This is a genomic window from Rhizobium sp. SSA_523, from assembly GCF_030435705.1.
Classification (GTDB): domain Bacteria; phylum Pseudomonadota; class Alphaproteobacteria; order Rhizobiales; family Rhizobiaceae; genus Neorhizobium.
Genome location: NZ_CP129381.1, coordinates 839054 through 862602, shown reverse-complemented (window position 1 = coordinate 862602; position 23549 = coordinate 839054). Strand labels below are relative to the sequence as shown.

The following is a 23549-nucleotide window of genomic DNA, read 5'->3' as shown; positions in this document are numbered from 1 at the left end:
TCACGCCTTCTTGCGGGTTTCGAGAACGAGGAGCAGGATGATCCCCAAACCCCCGACGCCGGCGCCGAGGATCGACGTGAAGCCATAACCGGCGATGCTTGTGCCAAGCGCAAAGATCGCCGCACTCAACCCAGCGCTCAAGAAAATATTCACCGCGATCAGCGAGCTGCCCAGACCGGGCCGGTCGGCAATCAGATCCTGCAGATAAGTGATGGGCAGGCTGATGATGGCGGCGGCGGCAAAGCCACTGATCAGCGTCTGTGCATAGATGTGCCAGCGTTCCGTGGCCAGTCCCTGAAGGATGAGATAGACGGCATAGAGCGCGGCGCCGATGGCAAGCGCCCGAACCGGCGTCAGCCAGCGTTCGGCTCTGCCCCAGAAGAGGATGAAGACGATCTCGAGAGCGGCGACAATGCCGACGACGATGCCGAGATCCTGCACGCTGCCTTGTGCCTTTCCGGTGACTATCAACGGCCGCACGGCATCATTGATATGCAGCATGGAACAGATGAGGGCGATCGCGGCGATGCGCAGCGCGACGCGCGGCACGACGACTTCGCCGAGCGAGGACAGAAACCGGTAGCGCCGTGCGTCGCCCTGCGGTGCCAGAGGCTCGGCCTTTGGCAGAAAGCCGATGCCAAGGACGAAGCAGAGGCCTGCGGCCAGGGTGGCGATGAGATAGGCGGGCAGCATGGAGCTCGCGCCGGCCAGGACGATGCCGACGACGCCCGGCATGAGTACCCAGGAGAGCGAGATCGTGGCTCTGATGGTGGAGTTGACCGCCGCCAGATCCGCCGAGGACAATTGCCGCGAACTCGCCCTGACATTGGCGAAGATCAGGGAATTCAACGCGCCGAAGATCGGCAATAGCAGGAGTTTGGCAATCACGAAGGCCGGCGCGCTGGCGGCAAGATAGACAAGGCCGAAACCGCCAATGCCGAAGAGAGAGACATAGATGATCGATGTGCGATAATTGCCCAGCCGGTCGGCAAGGATTCCCATCATCACGCTCGCTGTCACATTGATGACAGCCGCCGCAAACATCAGGCTTGCATAGCCCGAATTGCTGAGGCCGAGCTCCTGAATGCCGATGATGGACTGGTAGGGGGAGGTGGCCGCCCCCGTCGTTCCGAAACAGAAGATGGCAAAGGCCGAGACCCGAAGGCGGGGATCGGCCCATGTCGCACGAAATGTGGTTCTCACGGCGTCTCTGTCCAGCGACGGGAGAGGCTTGCCTCGGCGGTGAAATCGAAGTCCTTCTGGAACGGATAGGTTGGATTGCGGCGGCGTTTGTTCGGCAGGCGCTCGATATCCTGGTTTATAACCCCATCGGTCAGCGCCATCAGGTTGGGATTGGCGATCGGCGCCAGTTCCGGCGAGAGATAGCCGGACTTCACGACCAGCAGCCGGACCTCGTGCGGATCGATGCCCAGTCGGGTGAAGTCGGAAATGTTGTGATAGGGCCGCCTGCGGGCCGCCAGGATGAGCGTAATGCCGCCGATCGCGACAACCGCCTGCCGCTCCGCCTCATCGCCCGGGTCATCGAGCGTGACCACCGCCACCTCGGTCGTGACGCTGGGGCTTTTCGGATCCAGAGAGCCACCGATCGTCAGTGTCAGGCTTGCGCCAGAGCCTGCGCCGAAGCAGGCCGCCACCGCCGGAGGATCGGTAATGCCGCCGATGACGGCTCCCGAAAACCCCCTGTCGATCAGGGCCGCCAGCACATCCGCCCGGTCGCCAACACCGCCACCGGTCGGGTTGTCGCCGGAATCGGCCAGGATGATGGGCCGGGTCTGTGTGTTCTCTGCGATGTCGAGCACGGTTTCGAGCGGCGCCGTCACCGGACCGAACCGGAAATCCTGGCGGGCCGCCCAATAGGATTGCGCAATGGCCTCGGCCGCTTGCCGGGCCTTCGTTTTGTCGGTACCGGTCACCACGGCGCAGGCCGTGCCGCGCGGCTCGTCGGCCCAGACATAGCCGACCATCAGGTTGGCGTCCCAGATGCCGTCCTGCGCATCGTGAGCGGGCAGCCTCGCATAAAGGCCCTTGGCCGGCTCATCCTCGGTTGAGGTGCGCTCGCCGGGCAGCAGCACGGGAATAGGAGCAAAGGCCAGGCCAGGCCTTTTGCCGGTCGTCAGCGTTTTGACCAGCATGGACCAGGCCCGCACCATCGTGTCGCGCACGTCGATGTGCGGCGCGGTCCGATAGGCTGCAAATATATCCAGCTGGTCGATGATCCGCTGCGTCACATTGCCATGTAGGTCGTAGCTTGCGGCGACAGGAACATCCGGGCCGACCACCGCGCGGGCAGCCGAGATCCAGTCGCCTTCGGCATCGTCCATGCCATCCACGTTCATCGCGCCATGCATGGCGAGATATAGCCCGTCCAGCGGCAGGCTGGCCTTCAGGAGATCGAGGAACTCGGCCTTGAAGGCCTCATAGGTGCTCCGTGCCAGAGGGCCGCCGGGGACGGCCCGGGCGTGCAGGAGCGGCAGATGCTCGATCCCCTCGGACTGGAGGAAGTTGAAATACTCCGCCTCCAGCAAGGCCTTGCCGCGCAGGACACGGAAATCGTCCGGCTGCATGAGCACCGGCGAGGATGTGGAGCATTCGGTATGAATACCGCCAACGGCAATGCGATAGGTCATTTAAATATCTCCTCTCAAAGCTTGGGAATCAGCGGACTGAGGGCCGCGAAGCGAAGCCAGTCCTTGTTCTCCTTCGGCGTCCAGCCCGCTTCGGCAATGGCGCCGAGGCGCGGGAAGACGAGGTGGTTGAAATAATCGCGATTGAGGAAATGCTCCGACCAGATGCAAGCCTGAACGCCGCGCATGCGCGCCTTCAGCGCGTCGGGAAATTCGCCGACCGCCTCAAAGGTATAGGTATGTTTCGGCGGCACGGTTCCGGCCCAGCTGGCGCCGGGCTCCTGGAAGGCCTCATCCTGCACCATATCAAGGTAGTAAGCCTGACCCGGCGTCATCACGACATCATAGCCCTGGCTGGCCAGTTCGACGCCCACTTCCGGCTTCTGCCAGGCCATCAGCAGCGTTCCATCGGGATCGACACCGCCGCCATGCGACACTTCATCCCAGCCGGCGAGTTTCCGGCCGCGCTGCAGGAGCATGGCCTGTATCCGTTTCATGAAATGGCTCTGCAGGCCGAAAGTACCCTCTATGCCTTCCTCCTCCATCAGTTTGCGGGCCAGCGGAGATGCCATCCAGGTATTGGCGGCGACCTCGTCCCCGCCGATATGGATCAGCTTTGACGGGAAAAGCTCGACCATTTCGTCGAACACTTTTCCGAGAAACTCGTAGGTCAGTTCGACGGCCGGATTGAGGGCATTGTTGGGATAGCCCTGGACCGAGCGATAGCTGTCCGGGGCTTCCTGTCCATCGGTCAGTTCCGGCAAGGCGATCAGCGTCGCCGTGCTGTGGCCCGGAATGTCGATCTCCGGAACGACTTCGACGTTCAATCCGGCAGCATGGGCAACGATCGCCTTCACATCCGCCTGGGCATAGAAGCCGCCGACCGGCTCGGCACCATTGCCCAGTTGAGGAAGCATGGGCTCGTCCGGTCCGCGCAGAACGCCGAGCGTCGTCAGTGTCGGATAGGCCTTGATCTCCAGCCGCCAGGCCTCGTCATCGCTCAAATGCCAATGGAAGATGTTGAGCCGCAGCCAGGCGAGAATATCGATCAGCCGCATCACGTCGGCCACCGGATAGAACTGGCGCGACACATCCAGGTGGCAGCCGCGCCATCCGTAACGCGGCGCATCCTCGATGCGCCCGGATGCCGGGAACCGATAAATGTGCGGCTGTGTCCTTGCGCCGTGCAGAAGGTGCGCGAGCGCCGTCAGACCGTATTGGCGTCCGGCCGGGCCGGAGGAGGCAAGCGTGATGTCGTCCGCAAAGTCCAGCTCATAGGCCTCGGCCGCGAGATCGGCCCGGTCGACGAAGCGCAGCACCTTGCCGGCATGGACAGGGGCCTGAGAGAAGGGCTGTTGCCCGATCTGGAACAGTCGCCGATAGAGCGCTCCGATTGCCTGCATGGCCTGGCGGTCGGCGAGCGGCGTTGCCTCCGCCGGGTAAAGCGCGACGGGGACATCCGCGCCGGCGACCAGGCTTGCCGTCTTCGGCCAGGGCAGAAGTGAGAAGGGCTCGGTGACCTCGCCCTTCGGCATCAGCACCGGCGCAGGTTCCGCGGGTCTGCCGGAAAGCAGCGTATCGTCCACGCTGACCGGTACATGGGTGCCGTCCGACAGGGTGAGATAGGCGGATTTCGCCCCGTCGGTGCGATGCCGTGCCGGCCGCCACAAAGGTGCAACGGTGAAGCGCCAGCTCTGGCCGGGTGCCAGCACCAAGCCATCCTGCGGCGCAAACTGATGGAAATTGGCGTTGCGGCGAAGGAACTGCGCGTTCTCGCAATGCGGCTCTTCGGAATCCTTGATGCGGGTGAGCGAGGTATAGGCCAGTTTGAAGCCGCTGATTGGCGTGTCGGACAGATTGAAGAGATGGAAGATGAAGCGCCCGCAGCTATCGCCGTCCACCGGCTCCCAGGCATTCTCAAGGCGAAAATCAGCTTTGGTCATATCACTTCCCCTTCAGCTCATGTCTTTGCATGGTTCAGTAGTGTTCGGATTGCGAGAAGGTCCGCGCCAGCTCGGCTTGTCCGGCCGTCAGCCCGCAATCGACCGGCAGGCACACGCCGGTAATTGCGGCAGCCTGATCGCTTGCGAGGAAGAAGACGGCGTTGCCGACATCCTGCGCCGTTGCGATGCGACCAAGCGCATACCAGCGCTTGACATCCTCGAAGACCTGCGGATTGGCGGCTGCCCGTGCTTCCCACGCCTTGGTGCGCACCGTGCCGGGCGCAACCGCGTTGGAGCGAATGCCGAATTTGCCGTATTCCACGGCCACCAGCTTCGTGAAATGAATGAGGCCCGCTTTGGCCGCGCTATAGGCGGGATGGCCGAAGACGGCCATGCCGTTGACCGAGGCAATATTGATGACCGAGCCCTGGCTGACCTTCAAGGCCGGTTCCAGTGCACGGAAGGTCAGGAAGGCGGCCTCCAGGTTGAGGGCTGCATCCTGTCGCCAGATCGCGGCCGTCGTCTCGTGGAGGGAGACCGCGCGCGCCGCGCCGGCATTGTTGACGAGCGTGCGAGCCGTGCCCAGCGCCGCAACCTGCTCTGCCATGAAACGGAGGCTCGCCTCATTCGTCACATCGCAGGCGATGGCGGAGAACCGGTCGGGCTGCTTCAGGTCAGCCAGTGTCGCTTGCAGGGCGGCCGCATCGATATCGACCAGAGCCACGACATCATGGAGATCCGCAAGCCGGGCGGCGATCGCGCGGCCAATATCGCCGGCGGCACCGGTCACCACGGCAACGGATCGGGACATGGCTAATCTCCAAGAATTTGCCGGTCGTCACCATCCCGGTGTTCGACAAGCTGCTGTTTGATATGACGAAGAGTGACGGTGGAGAGCTTGCGGTTGCGATAGGCGACAAGGCTTGCCAGCACGTCCACGACGGCCAGAAAGGCAAACCGCGTGGAGGTCGGGCGGTAGATATTGTCGCCCTCCGGCAGGTCGATGCCGATCACCACTTCGGCGGCATTGGCAACCTCGCTGCCGCTCTGGGTGAGCGCGATCGTGCTGATGCCGTTCTCGTTCGCAAGTTTGAAGCAGCGGATGAGCTCATGGTTGCGCCCGGAAAAGGACGAACCGACGAGAACATCGTTGGAATGGGCCGCGGCGGTGAACATCAGCTGCATGTTGTGATCGCTGCTGGCGGTGACCCTCGATCCCAGCCTGAAGAGCCGGTTCTGAAACTCGTTTGCGATCATCGACGAATTGCCGCCGGAGCCGAAGGCATAGATCATATCGGCCCGCGACAGCCGGTCGGCGGCCTTTTCCAGCACTGCGGGATCGAGCGCCCGGTGGATGAGAAAGAGCGCATTCTGCGCCTTGGTGATGACATCCTCGGCGACATCTGCCGGTTGGGTGCTCTTGGCTTCCGGATTGAGATACCGCACGCCGACAAAGGCCGACTTAGCCAGGCGGACTTTGAAATCCGCAAAATTCTGACAGCCGAGCCTGCGGCAGAAGCGGGTCACGGTGGGTGGCGAGACGTCCGCCTTCTCCGCCAGTTCGATGATCGAGGCATTCACCGCAAAGTCGAAGTCACCGAGCAGGATATCGGCGATCTTCTGTTCGGCGGCAGAGAACTGGCCGCGTTCTTCCTGCAGTAAGGCGAATATGTCCATGATGCTCCAGCCCGTTCAAACCTTTGGTTTGTAGGCTATGCAGTCGATCTCAACCTTGCAGTCAACCATCATGCTTGCCTGCACGCAGGCGCGCGCCGGCGGATGTTCGCCGAAATAGCCTTGGTAGATCTTGTTGAAGCTCCAGAAATCCCGCGGATCGTCCAGCCAGACCCCGCAGCGTACGACATGCTCCACGCCGTAGCCGGCCTCGTGCAGGATGGCGATGAGATTGCCGATCGCCTTGTGCGATTGCTCGACAATGCCGCCCGTGATGATCTCGCCATCTTCCATGGCGACCTGGCCCGAGACATGCAGCCAGCCATCCGCTTCGACGGCCCTGGCAAAGGGGAGACGCTGGCCACCCGCACCGGCCTTTTCGGCCCCGTAACGCTTGATCGACATGACACTCCATGGAAATTATTTTCGTGGATCGTTGACACTCGACCATATTCGCGGGAATTTGACCAGAGTTTTTGTCAATCCATGAAAAGAATTTAGATGAGTGCTCTTACGCGCGATCCCTTCCGCAATCCCTTTCCCGAAAGTGACGGCGCCCGGCATGCCATCTGGGACATGCTGGTCGCGCGCGATATCGATGCCTTCCTTGCCGCGGACTGGAGCATGGTCGCAGACGATTTCATCGAGGAAGGGTTTATCGGCATATCCGGCAATCGGGAGCCCAACCCCGATGCCTGGCGGCTGGCCTTTCCCAACCTCGCCGCCTATCGCGCGGAATGGTTGCGCCAGGCGGAAGATTTCCGGGCCAATTCCTACGGCGAGGAGCCACGCACGGCGATCTTCACGACCACCACGCTGGAAGACATCGAGATTGCCGGGGAAACGGCGCTGGTGCGCAAGAAATTCGATGGCGGCATTGTGAAGAGCGATGGCACGCTGGACGTGATGAAGTGGCAGACACTCTATTACTGCCGGCTCCACGCGGGGCGCTGGAAGATTGCCGGCTTTACCGGCTATCTGCCGAACCCGATGGGCTGAACGTCGTTTCCCAGAGACGCCATTGCCAAGACATGAAAGCAGACCGACGTGCGCATATTCACCGCCGCCCTCGCCACCGAGACCAACACGTTTTCGCCGATCTGCGTCGACCGGCGCGCTTTTGAGGAATCGCTCTACGCGCCGCCGGGTCAGCATCCGGAAACGCCGACCCTGTGCACCGCGCCGCTTACGGTCGGGCGGCGGGTCTGCGCCGTCAAAGGCTGGACGCTGATCGAGGGGACTGCCGCCTGGGCCGATCCGGCCGGTCTGGTCAACCGGCTTGCCTATGAAAGCCTGCGAGACGAGATCCTGAACCAGCTCACATCGGCGCTGCCCGTCGATGCTGTCGTGCTCGGCCTCCATGGCGCGATGGTGGCGGATGGCTATATCGATCCTGAAGGCGATCTTCTGACCCGTATCCGGGAGATCGTCGGCCCCGAAATTCTCGTGTGTGCCGAACTCGACCCTCACAGCCATCTGACGCAAAAGCGCGTCGCAGCAGCCGATTTCTTCGTCGTCTTCAAGGAGTTTCCGCATACTGATTTCGTTGATCGTGCCGAGGACCTCTGGGCGATCGCGGTCGACACCCTGGAAGGCCGAGTTCAGCCGGTCATGTCCGTGTTCGACTGCCGCATGATCGACGTCTTTCCCACGTCGCGTGAGCCGATGCGCAGCTTCGTCGACCGCTTGAAGACGATTGAAGCAAGTGATCCGGATGTCCTGTCGCTCTCAGTCATCCACGGTTTCATGGCGGGCGACGTTCCGGAAATGGGCACGAAGATGATTGCCGTGACGAATGGCAAGCGCGAAAAGGGCGATCAGCTCGCCCGCAGCCTCGGCCTCGACCTCTATGCCCGGCGGGGCACGTACATGATGCCCTGGATCGATGAGACGCAGGCGGTTTCCGAGGCGCTGGATCTGGTCCGCGGCGGCGCAAACGGTCCTGTCGTGATTGCCGATATGTGGGACAATCCGGGCGGCGGAACAGCCGGCGATGCCACCGTCATTCTGGAAGAGCTCCTGGCACGTGGGGCCACCAATGTCGCGATTGGCATGATCTGGGATCCGATCGCCGTGCAGATCTGCATGGCGGCGGGGGAGGGTGCGGAGATCCCGCTGCGCTTCGGTGCGAAGTCCGCGCCCGGCACCGGTCATCCTGTCGATGGGCTGGTGACGGTGATGAAGCTGACGCCGGATGCGCAGATGCGGTTCGGAGACAGTATCGCACCGTTCGGCGATGCGGCGCATATCCGGCTGAAAGGGATCGATGTCATCCTGAGCTCGGTGCGGGTGCAGAGCTATGATCCGTCACTCTTCACCGCGCTTGGCATCAATCCCTTGGAGAAGGACATTCTGGTCATCAAATCGACCAATCATTTCTATGCCGCCTTCTCCAAGATCGCCGCCAATATCCTTTATTGTTCGGCCGGCACGCCCTATCCCAACAATCCGGCGACCAACCCGTACCGGCGGGTCAGGCGCGATATCTGGCCGATCATGGCCGACCCGCATGGAACAGAGGCCGCCTGATCGATGTCATGTGACGAACCATCACTGCCGCCCTTTCCGAAGCCGGCACCGGGCGACCGGCTGGAGGATCTGTCGACCCCCTTGCCGGTGATCGACGAGGACACGCTCTCAGCCAATATCGCCCGCGTACAGGCCTATATGGATGCGCATGGACTAGGGTTTCGGCCGCATATCAAGACTCACAAGATCCCTTCGCTGGCGAGGGCGCAGGTGGATGCCGGCGCCAAGGGCATCAACTGCCAGAAAGTCACCGAAGCCGAGATCTTCGCCGCGGCCGGTTTCCAGGATATCCTCATCACCTTCAACATCGTCGGCGAACAGAAGCTTGCCCGGCTTGCCGCCCTCAACGAGCGCATGTCCGACCTGAAAGTGGTCGCGGACAGCTTGGAGACAGTGGATGGGCTTGCCGCCTTCTTTGCCCATCGTAAGCCGCTGACAGTTCTGGTGGAGTGCGACACAGGCGGCGGGCGATGCGGTGTGCAGAGCCCTGCGGAGGCGGTTGCTCTCGCCCGGCGGATCGTCATCAGCGAAAGCCTCTCCTTCGGCGGATTGGTGACCTATCCGAAACCGAACACGGAACAGGCGGTCGATCGATTTTTCCGTCAAGCCATGGCTGACCTGGCGGCGGAGGGTATCGAATGCCCGATCCGATCGCATGGCGGAACGCCGAGCCTCTATTCCGCCCATCTGGTCACGGCTGCGACGGAACATCGCGCAGGCACCTATATCTACAATGATCGCTCCATGGTCCGCGCCGGCCATTGCGGCTTCGAGGATTGTGCCATGCAGATCCTCGCGACCGTCGTATCGCGTCCGACGCCCGATCGCGCCATCATCGATGCGGGATCCAAGGCTCTGACATCCGATCTGCTCGGTTTTGCCGATTACGGCCATATCCTCGACTATCCCGATGCCCGCATCACCACGCTTTCGGAAGAGCACGGAACCGTGGATCTCAAGGACGTGCGGGGGCGCCGGCCGGACATTGGCGAGCGCATCCGCATCATTCCCAACCACACCTGCGTTGTCTCCAACCTATTCGATGTCATGACCTTTCACCGGAACGGCGTCGTGACACGGGTGGAGGATGTGGCGGCGCGCGGCTTGGTCTGGTAAGCGGCGGTTAGCCGCTGATCACGCTTGCCGGCGGCCCGGCAAGCGCGGCAGAAGCACGGTCAACAGGCCGAGCAGCGGCAGGTAGGAGCAGAGGTTATAGACGAATTCTATGCCTTGCCGATCGGCGAACAGGCCGAGCACCGCTGCACCGATGCCGCCAAAGCCGAAGGCAAAGCCGAAGAACAGACCGGCGATCAGGCCGACCCTACCCGGCACCAGTTCCTGCGCGAAGACGACGATGGCCGAGAAGGCGGAAGAGAAGATGAAGCCGATCACCACCACCAGGATCGACGTCCAGAACAGGTTGGCATGCGGCAGCAGCAGCGCGAAGGGTATGACGCCGAGGATGGAGAACCAGATGACGCTTCGTGAGCCGAATCGGTCGCCAATGGGGCCGCCAAAGAATACGCCGGCTGCCGAGGCGCCGAGGAAGAGGAACAGAAGAAGCTGGGCCTGCTGTACATCAACGCCGAATTTGTGGATCGCGTAAAAGGTGAAATAGCTGGAAAGGCTCGCGAGATAGGCGTTTTTCGTGGCTGTGAGCACGATCAGGATGGCGAGCGTCCAGGCGACCTGCCGGGGCGGCAGCGGCAGGGTGCGGCTGGGGGCGGGGCGACCGGCGGTCTTGCGACGATGGCGCAAAGTCCAGACGCTGACGGCGGAGAGAACGGCAAAACCGAGCAGCGCAATCAGCGAAAACCAGCTCAGCACGGATTGCCCACGCGGAATGACGATGAAGGCGGCGAGCAGCGGCCCGATCGCCGTGCCGGTATTGCCGCCGACCTGGAAGAAGGACTGCGCCAGTCCATGGCGGCCGCCGGAGGCCAGGCGTGCCACGCGGGAGGCTTCGGGATGGAAGATCGCCGAGCCTATGCCGATTAGGCAGGCGCCCAGCACCAGGACGGAGTAATGCCCGGCAAAGGCCAGCGTGAACAATCCCGCACAGGTGCACAGCATGGCGACCGGCAGCGAAAACGGCATGGGCCAGCGATCTGTGACGATGCCGACTGCCGGCTGGAGCAGCGAGGCCGTGACCTGGAAGGCGAAGGTGAGCAGGCCGATCTGCGCAAAGTCGAGCGCGTAATTGTCCTTGAGCAGAGGGTAGAGGGACGTCAGCAGCGACTGCATGATGTCGTTCAGCATATGGCAGAAGCTGGCGGCGAAGATGATGGAGAAGGCGGTCTTTTCGACGTGCCCTCCGACGGCTGTGACGCTTGCCATCCCGATTGTCCCTGTTGACGATACTATCCCCACTGAAATGGGGATCGGCACGCTTGATAGCCGGCTTGTGGCTGGCCCGCTTTTGTGCTGTGGTCGTTCTTTATCGTGAGTGGGCCAAATGCGTCATCTCGATCTCAGTGACCCCGATCGGCGGCAGGAGGGCGATCCCCATCTTCGCAGCCTGTCCTGGATCGATCAGGCGAATGAGCCGGTGGTGGCGCTGGCGCGGCAATATCCGGCCGGTCTGAGCGTGCCGCGTCATTCGCACACCCGCGCCCAGCTCTGGTTCGCCAGACGCGGCATCGTTCTCGTCAGCACGGATGATCAGCGCTGGATGATCCCGCCCGGCCACGCCCTGATCATCCCTGCCAATGCATGGCATTTCGCCGAAATGATCAGCGCGGTTGAGATGCAGTCGCTCTATGTCGAGCCCATGACGGAAAAGACCAGCATTCCCCGCGTGGTCGAAGTCACGCCTTTGGGTCGCAACCTCATCGACGAACTGGTCGATCAGGATACAAAGCCGGTCACGGAGCGCCGCCTGGCCCTTGTGCAGGAATTGCTGCTGGACGAGTTTCAGCATTTCCCTGAAAGACCGCTGGGACTGCCCTTTCCCCATGATCGCAAGCTGGCAAAGCTCTGTCGGCAATTCCTGGAGGCGCCCTCGGCGCGCACGAGCATCGACGAATGGGCCAGCGCCATGGGCGTGGCAAGGCGCTCGTTCACGCGGCATTTCAGGGCGCAGACCGGGCTGAGCTTCGTCGCCTGGCGTCAGCAGGCCTGTCTCCTCGCATCACTGCCGCGCCTGGCGGAGGGTGAGGCCGTGACCAATGTGGCGCTGGATGCAGGATACGAGAACATAGCGGCTTTTTCGACAATGTTTCGCCGGGTGCTGGGTCGATCACCCAGCACCTATCTCAAATCGCAGCTACCGTAATTCGGGCGGGCCCGGCCGCCACGGCGAGCCTTTGCAGCCCGCGCTGATTCTCAGGCGGCCGACACGTCAGGCGCGTCCAGCCTCTGCCAATCCACCTGTCGCTCAAGCGCCATTCCATCGGCATCGAAAAGATGACAATCGGAAGCGCGGATGCCGGTTTCCACCGGCTGATCTACCCGCACGGGCGCGGATCCGGCCAGCAAGGCACAATAGCTTTCGCCGCTTGGCAGGCTGGCATAGGCAACCGTGTTGACGCCCAGCCTTTCGATGACCGTCGGAGTGACCGTGATCTTCAGGTCGCCGCCGGAGAGGCGCAGATGCTCCGGGCGGATGCCGAGCGTGAGAGGCTTGCCGACGATATCGCTGCGGGGCGCGACCGGAACCGTGATGGTCTGGCCGCCGAAATCGATCGTCACCCCCGCCTCATTGGCGCCTGTGCAGGTCACCGGCAGGAAATTCATCTTCGGATTGCCGATGAAGCCCGCGACGAACAGGTTTTCCGGCTTGTGATAGAGTTCCAGCGGCGCGCCGACCTGGGCGATCTTGCCGGCATTCAGCACCACGATCCGGTCTGCCATGGTCATGGCCTCCACCTGATCATGGGTGACATAGATCATCGTGGCCTTCAGCTCCTGGTGCAGCTTGGAAAGCTCGATCCGCATATCGGCCCGCAGGGCGGCATCGAGGTTCGACAAGGGCTCGTCAAACAGGAAGATCTTTGGTTCGCGCACGATAGCGCGGCCAATGGCGACGCGCTGCCTCTGGCCGCCGGACAACATGCCGGGCTTCTGCTGGAGCCGCTGGTCGAGCTGGAGCACCTTGGCGACGGCCTCCACCTTCTCGCGGATTCGTTCGTCCGGCAGGCGCTCGACCCGCAGCGGAAATGCGATGTTTTCAAAAACCGTCATGTGCGGATACAAAGCGTAGGACTGGAAGACCATGGCAATGCCGCGTTGAACCGGCGGCTTGTCGTTGACGCGCACCCCGTCGATGATGATGTCGCCGGAACTGGTGGAGTCCAGGCCCGCGATCATCCTCAGCAGCGTGGATTTGCCACAGCCGGAGGGGCCGACAAAGACGACGAATTCGCCATTCTTCACTTCCAGGCCGACGCCTTTCAGCACTTCGAAGTCCCCGTAGAACTTCTGTACCTTTTCGAGTTTTAGCTGTCCCAATGTATTCAGTCTCCGTTCGCCGCAACGATCGGCCTCGGCGGAAGGGGAAGGGGAGACGGGTGGCGCGCATCTGATTGGCGCCACCCGGCCTGGTCTTACTTGTACTGCTCGAGATCCGCAGCGGCCTTCTTCAAGGCGGCCTCCGGCTCGGCCTGACCGGTTACAACTGACTGGACCATGGCGATGATGACGTTCTGGAATCCCTTGTAGTCGGTGAAGAGCGGCTCGGGACCACCATAGGTGATGCCGTCGATCAACGGCTTCCAGAAAGGATCCTTGGCAACGAAGGCATCGACCTGGGCAGAGGGGCGAAGCGGTGTGAGGCCGGCATCGCCCTGCAATTCATATTCGCCCTGCGGGGCAGGAGAGGTGATGAACTTGGCGAATTCGATCGCCTTCTCCTCGACGCCCGAATCCTTGAAGACGGCCAGGCTGTCGGTGATCAGCAGCGTGCCTTCGCCTTTGGCCTCAGGGCCGAGTGGCAGCGGTGCGATCCCCCAATTGATCTTGGTCGCCTTCAGCCGCGAGGCGGCGCCGGAGCCGGACTGGATCATGCCGACCTTGCCGTCGAGGAAGATGGCGCGGATCTCGTTCTGCTCGTAGGCTGTCGCGCCTTCGACCGAATAGGGCGTGATATCCTTGTAGGCCTTCAGGGCGGCCAGGACCTGCGGGCTGTCGATCGTGATATTGCCCTTGTCGTCGATCACCCTGCCGTTGTTCGTATACACCCAATGCATGAACTGGTGCATGGTGTTGTCGAATGTCTTGGCCGGCAGACCATAACCGGCAATGCCGGTCTTCTCCTTGATCTGCTTTGCGAAAGCGATCTCTTCCGCCCAGGTCTTCGGCGGCGTTTCGGGATCGAGGCCGGCCTGCTTGAACAGGTCCTTGTTCCAGTAGAGCGCCTTGGTGGAGAAGGCGATCGGGACGCCCCACTGCGTGCCCTCGAAGGTCACGGTATCAACGATGTTCGGGTAATAGGACTTCTTCTCCTCATCCGTCATCGGAACGGGGACGATCAGATCGTTCTGGGCAAATTCCTTCAGCGTGCGGGAACCGACATAGGCCATGGCGACCGGCGTGCCGGCTGCGGCGAGCGTCGTGGCCTTGTCCTGGCACTGGGCCCAGCCCACGACTTCCGGGGCGACCTTCCAACCCGGATTCTTGCCTTCCCACTCCTTGATATATCTTTCGTGGATCGGATCGATCTTGTCGCCGCAATAGATCCAGGAAATTTCCTGATCCGCGGCCTGCGCTGCGATGGGGCTCAGCATGGTGGTGCCCACCAGTGCTGCGGCGTAGATCCCAGTCTTGAACGACATTGTCATCAGTATGCTCCCATTCTTAGAGGTTGTTTATTGTTTCACCGCGCCGGCGGTCAGGCCGCTGACGAGATAGCGTTGCAGGAAGAAGATCACGATCATGGCCGGCGCGATGCCGACGAAGCTCGCGGCCATCAACTCGTTCCAGATGACCTCCTGGCGGCCGAAATAGGCATAGAGGCCGACCGGCAGGGGCATGTATTCGCTCTTGGCGTTGAAAGTGAGCGCGAAGATGAATTGCTGGGCATAGGAGCCGATGAAGGTGGTGATCGCGACGACGGTAATGCCGGGCATGGCGATGGGCAGGATGACACGGCGCAACGTGTAGAAATGGCTGGCGCCATCGACATAGGCGGCCTCGTCCAGTTCGCGCGGGATGCGCATCATGTAGGTGCGCAGAAGCCAGATGGCCGAGGGAATGAGGAAGGCGACGCCAGGAACGATCATGGCGAAATAGGTGTTGAGCACGCCGATTTCGCGCATCAGCCGGAACAGCGGGATCAACAGCACGGCGCCGGAGAACATGTTGACGGCCAGAAAGGCGCCGAGCAGCGTTCCGCGTCCGCGGAAGTTGAAGCGCGCAAAGGCATAGGCCGCCGGCACGACGAGGCACAGGACGACGATGGTGACGATGGTCGAGATGAAGAAGGAGTTGAAGATATAGCGGCCGAACCCCGGCACACTCTCCCACATCGTCACATAGGCGCGCAAGGAACCATTCTGCGGGATGAACCGGTAGGGGGACGAGAACAGCTGGCTGAGCGGCTTCAGCGAGACGAGGAAGCCCTCGACGAAGGGCGCGAGAACGAAGGTCAGGAAAGCGGCGATGCCGCAATAAATGCCGACCAGCTCGTACCAGCGATAGCGATTGATCAGCTGTACAGGCTGTTTCATTGCTTTTCTCCCGAGGAAAGCCGGCTGGTGACGCGGAAATAGCAGAGGCAGAAGATCGACAGGAAGATGCAGATCATCACCGCCCGGGCAGCCCCCTCGCCATATTTCTTCGAGCCGATCGCGGTGCGGTAGGTGTCGATGATCATCGTCGTGGTTTCGCCATTCGGCCCACCCTGGGTCAGGATCCAGATGATATCGAAGGAATTGAACGTGGCGATCAGCGACAGCATCGACATGGTGATCATCGAGGGGACGAGCAGCGGCAGGGTGATGCGGCGGAAGCGGTAGAAACGGCCGGCGCCATCCGTCCAGGCAGCTTCGTAGAGATCCTGCGGGATCGCCTGCATGGCCGCCAGCATAAAGAGCGTGACCATGGGCACGCCGATCCACACATCGGTCACGACCGTTGCCCAGAATGCCGTCGAGCCATGGGCGAGGAAGGCAATCGGCCCGTCGCTCAGGCCGGAGCGCTGCAAAAGCCCGGATATCATGCCGAACTGGCCGTTATACATCCAGCCCCACATGAAGATGCCGATCGCCATCGGCACGATCCACGGCGGCATGGTGAGGACGCGAAACAGGGCGCGACCGGGGACGGCGGCATTCAGCATGGTCGCGCCGAACGTGCCGATGATCATCTTGATCGAGACGGAGAAGAAGGTCCACACGAAGGTGCGGATGATGACCTCGGCAAAGGTGCCGTTGAAGATCTTGTCATAATTGTCCCAGCCGACCCAGTTCGTCGTCTTCTTCAGCGAGGCATCGGTGAAGGAGAGGATGAAGGTATCGACAAGGGGATAGGCGACGATGGCGCAGACATAGAGAAGCGCCGGCGCCAGCAGGATCCAGGCAAACAGGACGGCGCTACGTTTGGCGTGCATGGCTCGCCTCCTTTAGGCCGATTTCGCCTGGGCCGCGTCATTCTCGCCATGCAGGCAGGCATCGTATCGGTGCCAGACGGGCGCAAGATCGACGACTTTGCGGCTTTGCCGCGCCTCGTCCATGGCCAATGCCAGAATGCCGGCCTCGATGGCATCGAGCGCCGAGACGGGCAAGGCCGCACCCGTTGTGATATGCGCCAGCACATCGGCGGCCATCTGCTCATCCGCGCCGTAATGATGCGAGGTGGTCGACGGCGCCTGATAGGTGTTGGCCAGACGCTTCTCACTTGTATGGGCGTCATGCACGTCGAGGAAGCCGCGAACGAAATCGCCTTCCGCCATGCCCTTGGAGCCGATCACGCAGAAGCGGCGGAACTCGTCCGGCACGTTCAGATTGGTATGGAATGTCATGGAGGCGCCGGATTCATATTCGACGATCGCGGTCTGGAAATCGATGATATCGCCATCGCTGTCGAACACCTTGTCGGCGCCCATCCAGCCGCTCGGCTTGCGATGATAGACTTCGAGATCGTTCACGCCGGACTGGCTGGGCGCATTGCCGGGGACGAAGCTCTTGCGGCCGCCGAAACTTGCCACAAAGCGCGGGCGCGATCCCATGACGCCGTTGTAGAGATCGAGATCGTGGCAGCATTTCTCCAGCATGAAACCGCCGGCATAGCGGCTGTATCGCCGCCAGTCGCGCATGAAGAAGGCACCATGATAGGGCGCGATATGTTCGGACGCCTCGATGGAGGCGATCTCGCCGAGCATGCCATTGGCCTGGGCCTCACGCAGATCGCGGTAGAGCGGCGAATATCGCAGCACCAGGCCGACCAGCAGGCGGTCATGGCCAAAGGTATGCAGAAGGCTGGCGAGCGCGAGGCTTTCCTCGATGGAAACGACGATAGGCTTTTCCGTGAAGACCGTCAGTCCGGCCTCGAGCCCGATCCGGATATGCTCCAGATGCAGGTGGTTGGGAGAGCCGATCATCAGAAGGTCGAATTCTTCGCCCGCAATCAGCGCCTCAGGCGTGGCATAGCTGCGCCCCGGCGAGATGCCGGCTTCGGTCAGCCGCTCCAGCCCGGCAGGTGCCGGATCAACATAGCCAACGATTTCGAAGGCAGGGTCGATCTGCCGGAAGATGTGCCCGAGATATCCCAGACGGAATCCCAGTCCGATGATGGCGACCTTCATAGCGTGGCCAGCTCCCCATTTTCGTAATTATTTTTCATAGACTGTGATAGCGAAACCCGTCAGTCAACTGGAAAATCGATATATCAGCGGCATCGTGAAATTCATTTTCATACCACGGGCGAGTTCGATTGCGGGCCAATCAGGAAGTTCCTGACGCCCCGAACGGCCACCAAACCTTTTGCTTGTTAACATTTGATACCAAAAAAAGGCCAATCGTCTAGCTGAAACGAGGCGTCGTAGTTGCGCTCTTTGATAAATTACTGAAAACGCAGGCTTCTTTCTTTAGGAGCCTGCTGAGCGAACAAGATCAGCCTTACCAATTGCGCTTTTGGAACGGTATTGGTATTGTCTGCAGCTTCAGGGAGCGGCGCGGCCATGGCCACAAGACGGATGCGGAATGCGAAGAGCAAAGCATGAGTGACGCAAGATGAGTGACACTGCCAATGATGCGGTGCCCTTCTCGCAGCTTCAGTCAGCGAGCGGCGGGCCACTATATGTCAAGCTCAAGAAGATGATCGAGCAGGCCATGGCGGATGGCAGGTTGCGGCACGGCGATGCGCTTCCGGCCGAACGCGACATTGCGGATTCCGCGGCGATCTCGAGGGTAACCGTCCGCAAAGCGATCGACGAGCTCGTCGATCAGGGATTGCTGGTGCGTCGGCGCGGCTCCGGCACATTCGTCGTCAAGCCCGTCCCGCGCATGCAGCAGCCCCTGACGCGCCTCACGTCCTTTTCCGAAGATATGCGCAGGCGTGGAATGTCGGCGGGCTCGCAATGGCTGGGCCGTGGTCTTCATCATCCGACGCCCGAGGAAACAATGGCCCTCGGTCTGTCCGGCTCGGCGCGCGTGGCACGGCTCGTCCGTCTGCGCACGGCCAATGACATGCCGATCGCGCTCGAACGTACCAGCCTGCCGGACGACCTTCTTCCGGAGCCGGACAGCGTGGACAATTCCCTCTATCAGGCGCTGTCCGCTCGCGGCATCCGTCCGGTTCGCGCCAATCAGCGCATTTCGGCGACGCTGCTGAAGGAGGATGAAACCGAGCTTCTGGGTGTGGCGCCGGGTGCCGCGGCCTTGAGTGTCCAGCGCATTGCCTATCTCGATTCCGGCCGGGTCATGGAAATCTCGACCGCCCTCTATCGCAGCGACGCCTACGATCTCGTTGCAGAACTGACAATCGGCGCCTGACGCCGCACATGAAATGGAAAGGCCTATTCTATGACTTCGATCATGCGACAGGAGATCGACCAGATCCCGCAGGTTGCCGCACATCTTCTTGAGAGCCAGTCGCGGCTTCTCGCCGATGCCGGACAGGCGCTGCGGGACAAGGATCCTGCCGTCGTCGTGACCATTGCCCGCGGCTCGTCCGATCATGCTGCTCATTTTCTGAAATATGCCATCGAGCTTGAACTCGGCGTGCCGGTTGCGTCACTCGGTCCCTCGCTCGCTTCGATCTACGAGGTGCCGCTCAAGCTCTCGCGGGCTGCGGCGCTGGCCGTCTCGCAGTCGGGCGCCAGCCCGGATATTGTGTCGCTTGCCAAGGCGACAGTGGATGGCGGCGCCTTCACGATCGCACTCGCCAACACGGTTCCCTCACCGCTGAGCGAGGCGTCCAGCCTGGCGATCGACATTTCGGCGGGACCGGAAATTGCCGTCGCAGCGACGAAATCCTTCGTCAACTCCATCGTCTCCGGCCTTGCGATCCTTTCGCACTGGAAGAATGATCCCTCGCTCAAGGCAGCGGTCGAAGCTCTGCCGGATCACTTCGACCAGGCTCTCGGCCTCGACTGGAGCGGCGCGATCGATGCGCTGGCGAAGGCGGAATCCCTTTACATGCTGGGTCGCGGCCCGAGCCTTGCCATAGCCTCGGAAGCGGCGCTGAAGTGCAAGGAAACCTGCGAACTCCACGCGGAAGCCTATTCCTCCGCAGAGGTTTTGCATGGGCCGGTCTCGCTTGTGGCGGAGGCCTTTCCTGTGCTGGCCTTTGCGGCGCGTGACAAGGCCGAAAACTCGATCATTGCCACGGCGTCGAAACTGGTCGCCAAGAATGCTGCGGTCTACGCCACATCCGAAGCCGGCGAGGGCCTTGCGAGACTGCCCTTTGTCAAGACGGGACATCCGCTGACCGATGCGCTGTGCCTGATCATTCCCTATTATGGCATGGTTGAGCAATTGTCGCGGCAACGCGGGTTCAATCCCGACAAGCCTGCCGCTCTGCAGAAGGTAACGGTAACGCAATGACGGATTCCTTCGCGCTTGCCGCCGGTCAAATCTTCGATGGCGAAACTCTATGGCACGATCACGCGCTCCTCGTGCGTGAAGGCCGGGTCGAGGCGATCGTGCCGCAGCAAGCGGTGCCGGAGACCGAGCGGCGTCATGCCCTGGGCGATTGCCTTGTCGCGCCGGGCTTTGTCGATCTGCAGGTGAATGGCGGCGGCGGTGTGCTGTTCAACAATGACCCGAGTGAGAGCGGTATCGCGACCATCTGCAAGGCCCATGCCGCTTTCGGCACAACGGCACTGCTGGTGACGCTGATCACCGACACGGTGGAGATTCGCGAGACGGCCCTGGTGGCCGGGCGCGCTTGCGCTTCGGCTCAGGTGCCGGGCTTTCTGGGCCTGCATCTGGAGGGGCCGCATCTGTCGCTGTCTCGCAAGGGAACCCATGATCCCGCTCTTATCCGGCCGATGTCGCAGGAGGATCTTCAGCGTCTGATCGCTGCTGCGGGCAGTTTCGGCAAGGCGCTGATCACCATTGCGCCGGAAAGCGTGACACTGGAGCAGGTAAAAGCCTTGAGCCGGGCGGGCTATGTCATCAGCCTGGGTCACACGGACACAAGTGCACAGCAGGCTGGGGCCTATGCCGATGCGGGGGCATCGATGGTGACTCATCTCTTCAATGCCATGAGCCAGTTCGGCAACCGCGAGCCGGGCCTGGTTGGCGCCGCCCTGCAGGATGGCCGCCTCTCATGCGGGCTGATCGCGGACGGATTCCATGTCGATCCGGTTTCGATGAGCGTCGCTCTGCGCGCCAAGCTTGGTCCCGCCCGCATCTTCCTGGTGACCGATGCCATGTCGACCATCGGCACGGAGGATGACGGTTTCGAACTGAACGGCCGGAAGGTCTACCGCAGCGGCGGGCGGCTGACCTTGGCAGACGGAACCCTGGCGGGTGCCGATATCGACATGCTCTCCTGCGTCAGGTTCGTGCATGAGCGCCTCGGCCTGCCGCTGACGGAAGCGCTGCAAATGGCGTCTCGCTATCCCGCCGAAGCGATCGGCGCATCGGGCAAAGGCATGCTGACCCCTGGAAGCGATGCCGATCTGGTGGTTCTCGACCCCAAGCTCGCGCTGCGATCCACCTGGATATCCGGCAGGATCGTCGCCGGTTCCGCAACGGAGCCAACCCTGTCATGATCGTCTGCTTTGATATTGGCGGCACAACGATCAAAGGTGCGCTCGCTTTCTCGCCGGACGATGTGCGCCCTGTGCCGCGCCAGGCCACGCCGCTCAACGATTTCGCTGCATTCGTGGCGGTCTTGCAATCGGTGATCGATCTGGCGCCGGAGCGGCCGGCCTGTGTGGCGCTCTCCATTGCCGGTATTATCGATCCCGATACGGGTCGCGCCGTTGTCGCCAATGTGCCCTGCATCCACGGACGACCCCTGCAGCAGGATCTGGAGGCGGCGCTTGGCCTGCCGGTGCTGGTGGCCAATGATGCGGATTGCTTCGTGCTTGCCGAAGCCGGCATAGGGGCGGGCAGGGGCCACCGGGTCGTTTTCGGCGTGATTTTCGGCACGGGCGTCGGGGGCGGGCTGGTCATCGATGGTCAGCTGATCAATCGCGACGGCGGCTTTGCCGGCGAATGGGGCCATGCGCCGGTCGCCGCCACGCAAGCCGGCACGCCGCCGGCCCATCTTCCCCGGTTCCAGTGCGGCTGCGGCCTGCAAGGCTGCCTCGATGCCACCTGCAGCGCCAGGGGGCTGGAGCGGCTGCACCATCATCTTCACGGCGAGACCCGGACAAGCGAGGAGATCATCCGGGCCTGGGAAAGCGGGGATGGCAATGCCGCACGCACGATCGATGTGGTTGTCGATGTTCTGGCCGGGCCGCTTGCGCTGGTTGCCAATGTCACCGGCACCACGATCATCCCGGTCGGGGGCGGGCTCTCCAATGCTGAGAGCCTGCTGACGGCGATCGACGAGGCCGTGCGCGCCCGCATTCTCCGCCGCTTCGATCGGCCGCTTGTCGTAAAGGCGGCCTGCACCGTCGAGCCCGGACTGATCGGCGCGGCTATTCTGGGCCTGTCTATGGGCGGTCGGCCCTGATCACCCGACCGCTATCGGGAAATGAACGGGTCCAAACCGGTGGATGCCGCATGGCGTGTAGCTCAAGCATTGTTCCAGGCCGGCGAGCTTTGCGGCAAGCCACAGCAGCGACAGGCCCATTTCGGTCCCCTGAAGACCGGGGGGATGGCCCGTCGCGAAAGGCAGGCCACGTCCAGCCTGCCAGAGCGGGGCGAGGGTGAGGATGATGTCCTCGGCGATCGACTGGGCTTCACTGCGCCGATGCGAGGTTTGCTGCAGACAGAGAAGCAGCGGATGGACCGTATCCAGGAGATTGCACGCGGTCATATGATCGCCGGCAAAACCGTCATGGTCGCGGTAGTTGCGGATCACCGAATCGATGGCCTGTTCCGGATAGGGAAGGGCGAGACCGAATTGCGCATAGGATCCTCGGGTCAGGCGGTAGAAGCCATTGACCGGCTGCAGCAGGCCCTCCTTGGCGGTTTCATGACCCCAAAGGCCGGTGCGCCGGTCACATTGTGCCAGAAGCCAGCCGAACAGCGCATGCCGATTGTCTCCGCCGCCGAAATACCGCGCATTGATCGACAGACCGGTGGCGATTGAATCGACGGTTGCGCCGCTATGCCAGGCACGGGTCTGCCAGGGAAGTCCGTCCAGCCAGGCCACAAGCTCTGCCGCGGAAAGCCTTTCGACCGCTCTTATGGGAAATTGCGGGGCAGACCCCAGGCATTCCAGCGCATACGTCACCGCCAGAAGATTATAGAGAGCGGTCGGATCTGCGGCGAGCGGCCCTCCAACAGGTTTCCCCGGCTCAGGAAAGAGGCCAGTTTCTTCATCCTGGAGTGAGCGGAGATATGTCACAAGATCGGACCTGTCGCCCGCTTCATCGGTCGCGCCGAAGGCTGCCGATATCTCGATGACATCGCAGAGATGCCGAAGCGTGGAGACAGGTCGGCCGCTGGCGTCGGGAGAGGAAAAGGCCGAAGGAGAGAGATGGGACGAGGGAGAGCGGCGGGCGTCGCCGGAACGGGCATGGTCGATGACCGACCGCCAGTCCCGCTGCGCTGCGGCATTGAGATCCAGAAGCCGTTGCTCCGCCAGGCTGCGGGACGAGGGGGGCTTTGGACGACGCGACTTCAGCACGCGCGCCGGAACGCCGCCGGCAATGGAGAAAGGCGGAATATCCTGCGAGACGACGGCGCCTGCCGCGACAATGCTTCCTGTTCCGATCCGCACCCCATCCAGGATCACCGCATTGGCGCCGATCCAGACATTGTCCTCGATCTCGATCCCCTTCGATGTCAGAGGCTGGCGGAAGATCGGCGTGTCGAGGTCATCGAAACCGTGATTGAAGCCGACAATGCTGACATGGGAGGCAATTCGCACGTCATTGCCGATCGTCACTCTGCCGGAGAGACAGGCATAGGGATTGACCGAGACATTATCGCCGAGCTTTATGTCGCCCCTGACGATGGCATGACCGGCAATCCATGAGGCATGCCCCATGCTGAGCCGCTCCGTATGGACCTCGGCCTTCTCGGCAATATAGACATCTGGCGCGAAATGCGCGCCGGCGGCGATCTCCAATGCGCGCAATCGCGTCTGATGCGAGGGATCCTCGATATCGCTTCTGGACCGCTCCCAGGTGAGAATGTTCAGCCGGTTGCGACGGTCATCGATGCCCGCCGGCTGATCCTGCGCCTCCACCATA

Annotated in this window: 21 protein-coding genes; 8 read left to right on the top strand and 13 right to left on the bottom strand. The window is 62.1% G+C overall.

Annotated elements, in window-relative coordinates; genetic code table 11:
• Genes QTJ18_RS05210 through QTJ18_RS05185 form a run of 6 tightly spaced genes read right to left on the bottom strand, consistent with a single transcriptional unit; the run spans window position 1 to window position 6667 of the window.
• Window positions 1–1203, bottom strand: a complete 1203-nt coding sequence (locus QTJ18_RS05210; protein WP_252753074.1) for an MFS transporter — start codon at window positions 1201–1203, stop codon at window positions 1–3.
• Complete coding sequence (locus QTJ18_RS05205; RefSeq protein WP_252753075.1) at window positions 1200–2648, bottom strand: M81 family metallopeptidase; 1449 nt, start codon at window positions 2646–2648, stop codon at window positions 1200–1202. The genes QTJ18_RS05210 and QTJ18_RS05205 overlap by 4 nt, the downstream gene beginning before the upstream one ends.
• A gap of 14 nt (window positions 2649–2662) precedes the next feature.
• The gene (locus tag QTJ18_RS05200; protein WP_252753076.1) at window positions 2663–4588 is read right to left on the bottom strand and encodes a beta-N-acetylhexosaminidase; all 1926 of its coding nucleotides are present in this window, start codon (window positions 4586–4588) and stop codon (window positions 2663–2665) included.
• Window positions 4589–4622: 34 nt separating this feature from the next.
• The gene (locus tag QTJ18_RS05195) at window positions 4623–5399 is read right to left on the bottom strand and encodes an SDR family oxidoreductase (RefSeq protein WP_252753077.1); all 777 of its coding nucleotides are present in this window, start codon (window positions 5397–5399) and stop codon (window positions 4623–4625) included.
• A gap of 2 nt (window positions 5400–5401) precedes the next feature.
• Window positions 5402–6265: a MurR/RpiR family transcriptional regulator gene (locus tag QTJ18_RS05190; RefSeq protein ID WP_252753078.1), complete on the bottom strand. Its 864-nt coding sequence runs from the start codon at window positions 6263–6265 to the stop codon at window positions 5402–5404.
• 15 nt (window positions 6266–6280) lie between these two features.
• Complete coding sequence (locus QTJ18_RS05185) at window positions 6281–6667, bottom strand: RidA family protein (RefSeq protein ID WP_252753079.1); 387 nt, start codon at window positions 6665–6667, stop codon at window positions 6281–6283.
• 96 nt (window positions 6668–6763) lie between these two features.
• Between QTJ18_RS05185 and QTJ18_RS05180 the strand changes: the two genes are divergently transcribed.
• The 3 genes from QTJ18_RS05180 to QTJ18_RS05170 are packed head-to-tail and all read left to right on the top strand — an operon-like array spanning window position 6764 to window position 9907.
• The gene (locus QTJ18_RS05180; RefSeq protein WP_252753080.1) at window positions 6764–7261 is read left to right on the top strand and encodes a hypothetical protein; all 498 of its coding nucleotides are present in this window, start codon (window positions 6764–6766) and stop codon (window positions 7259–7261) included.
• Window positions 7262–7309: 48 nt separating this feature from the next.
• A complete protein-coding gene (locus QTJ18_RS05175) occupies window positions 7310–8791 on the top strand; it encodes a M81 family metallopeptidase (RefSeq protein ID WP_252753081.1) in 1482 nt (493 codons plus the stop codon).
• Between the two features lie 3 nt (window positions 8792–8794).
• Window positions 8795–9907 (top strand): D-TA family PLP-dependent enzyme, encoded by a 1113-nt coding sequence (locus QTJ18_RS05170; RefSeq protein ID WP_252753082.1) that lies wholly within the window; start codon window positions 8795–8797, stop codon window positions 9905–9907.
• A gap of 18 nt (window positions 9908–9925) precedes the next feature.
• Here the strand turns inward: QTJ18_RS05170 and QTJ18_RS05165 are convergent, their stop codons facing one another.
• Complete coding sequence (locus QTJ18_RS05165; RefSeq protein ID WP_252753083.1) at window positions 9926–11128, bottom strand: MFS transporter; 1203 nt, start codon at window positions 11126–11128, stop codon at window positions 9926–9928.
• Between the two features lie 118 nt (window positions 11129–11246).
• Between QTJ18_RS05165 and QTJ18_RS05160 the strand changes: the two genes are divergently transcribed.
• Window positions 11247–12065, top strand: a complete 819-nt coding sequence (locus tag QTJ18_RS05160; RefSeq protein WP_252753084.1) for an AraC family transcriptional regulator — start codon at window positions 11247–11249, stop codon at window positions 12063–12065.
• Between the two features lie 50 nt (window positions 12066–12115).
• Here QTJ18_RS05160 and QTJ18_RS05155 read toward each other — a convergent pair whose 3' ends face one another.
• The 5 genes from QTJ18_RS05155 to QTJ18_RS05135 all read right to left on the bottom strand — a co-directional run bounded on the left by QTJ18_RS05155 (window position 12116) and on the right by QTJ18_RS05135 (window position 17531).
• Window positions 12116–13240: an ABC transporter ATP-binding protein gene (locus QTJ18_RS05155; RefSeq protein WP_252753085.1), complete on the bottom strand. Its 1125-nt coding sequence runs from the start codon at window positions 13238–13240 to the stop codon at window positions 12116–12118.
• A gap of 95 nt (window positions 13241–13335) precedes the next feature.
• Window positions 13336–14568, bottom strand: a complete 1233-nt coding sequence (locus QTJ18_RS05150; protein ID WP_252753086.1) for an ABC transporter substrate-binding protein — start codon at window positions 14566–14568, stop codon at window positions 13336–13338.
• 27 nt (window positions 14569–14595) lie between these two features.
• A complete protein-coding gene (locus tag QTJ18_RS05145; RefSeq protein ID WP_252753087.1) occupies window positions 14596–15456 on the bottom strand; it encodes a carbohydrate ABC transporter permease in 861 nt (286 codons plus the stop codon).
• Complete coding sequence (locus tag QTJ18_RS05140; RefSeq protein WP_252753088.1) at window positions 15453–16337, bottom strand: carbohydrate ABC transporter permease; 885 nt, start codon at window positions 16335–16337, stop codon at window positions 15453–15455. Before QTJ18_RS05140 ends, QTJ18_RS05145 begins: the two co-directional genes overlap by 4 nt.
• A gap of 12 nt (window positions 16338–16349) precedes the next feature.
• On the bottom strand, window positions 16350–17531 hold the full coding sequence (locus QTJ18_RS05135) for a Gfo/Idh/MocA family protein (protein ID WP_252753089.1): 1182 nt from the start codon (window positions 17529–17531) through the stop codon (window positions 16350–16352).
• A 427-nt stretch (window positions 17532–17958) separates the two neighbouring features.
• Between QTJ18_RS05135 and QTJ18_RS05130 the strand changes: the two genes are divergently transcribed.
• Genes QTJ18_RS05130 through QTJ18_RS05115 form a run of 4 tightly spaced genes read left to right on the top strand, consistent with a single transcriptional unit; the run spans window position 17959 to window position 21859 of the window.
• On the top strand, window positions 17959–18720 hold the full coding sequence (locus QTJ18_RS05130) for a GntR family transcriptional regulator (protein ID WP_252753090.1): 762 nt from the start codon (window positions 17959–17961) through the stop codon (window positions 18718–18720).
• Between the two features lie 30 nt (window positions 18721–18750).
• Window positions 18751–19773 carry an SIS domain-containing protein gene (locus QTJ18_RS05125; protein ID WP_252753091.1) on the top strand — a complete coding sequence of 341 codons (1023 nt, stop codon included), beginning with the start codon at window positions 18751–18753 and terminating at the stop codon, window positions 19771–19773.
• On the top strand, window positions 19770–20948 hold the full coding sequence (gene nagA / locus QTJ18_RS05120) for an N-acetylglucosamine-6-phosphate deacetylase (protein WP_252753092.1): 1179 nt from the start codon (window positions 19770–19772) through the stop codon (window positions 20946–20948). Before QTJ18_RS05125 ends, nagA begins: the two co-directional genes overlap by 4 nt.
• On the top strand, window positions 20945–21859 hold the full coding sequence (locus QTJ18_RS05115) for an ROK family protein (RefSeq protein ID WP_252753093.1): 915 nt from the start codon (window positions 20945–20947) through the stop codon (window positions 21857–21859). The genes nagA and QTJ18_RS05115 overlap by 4 nt, the downstream gene beginning before the upstream one ends.
• Here QTJ18_RS05115 and QTJ18_RS05110 read toward each other — a convergent pair whose 3' ends face one another.
• Window positions 21860–23548: an acyltransferase gene (locus tag QTJ18_RS05110; protein WP_252753094.1), complete on the bottom strand. Its 1689-nt coding sequence runs from the start codon at window positions 23546–23548 to the stop codon at window positions 21860–21862.
• Between the last annotated feature and the right edge of the window lies 1 nt (window position 23549).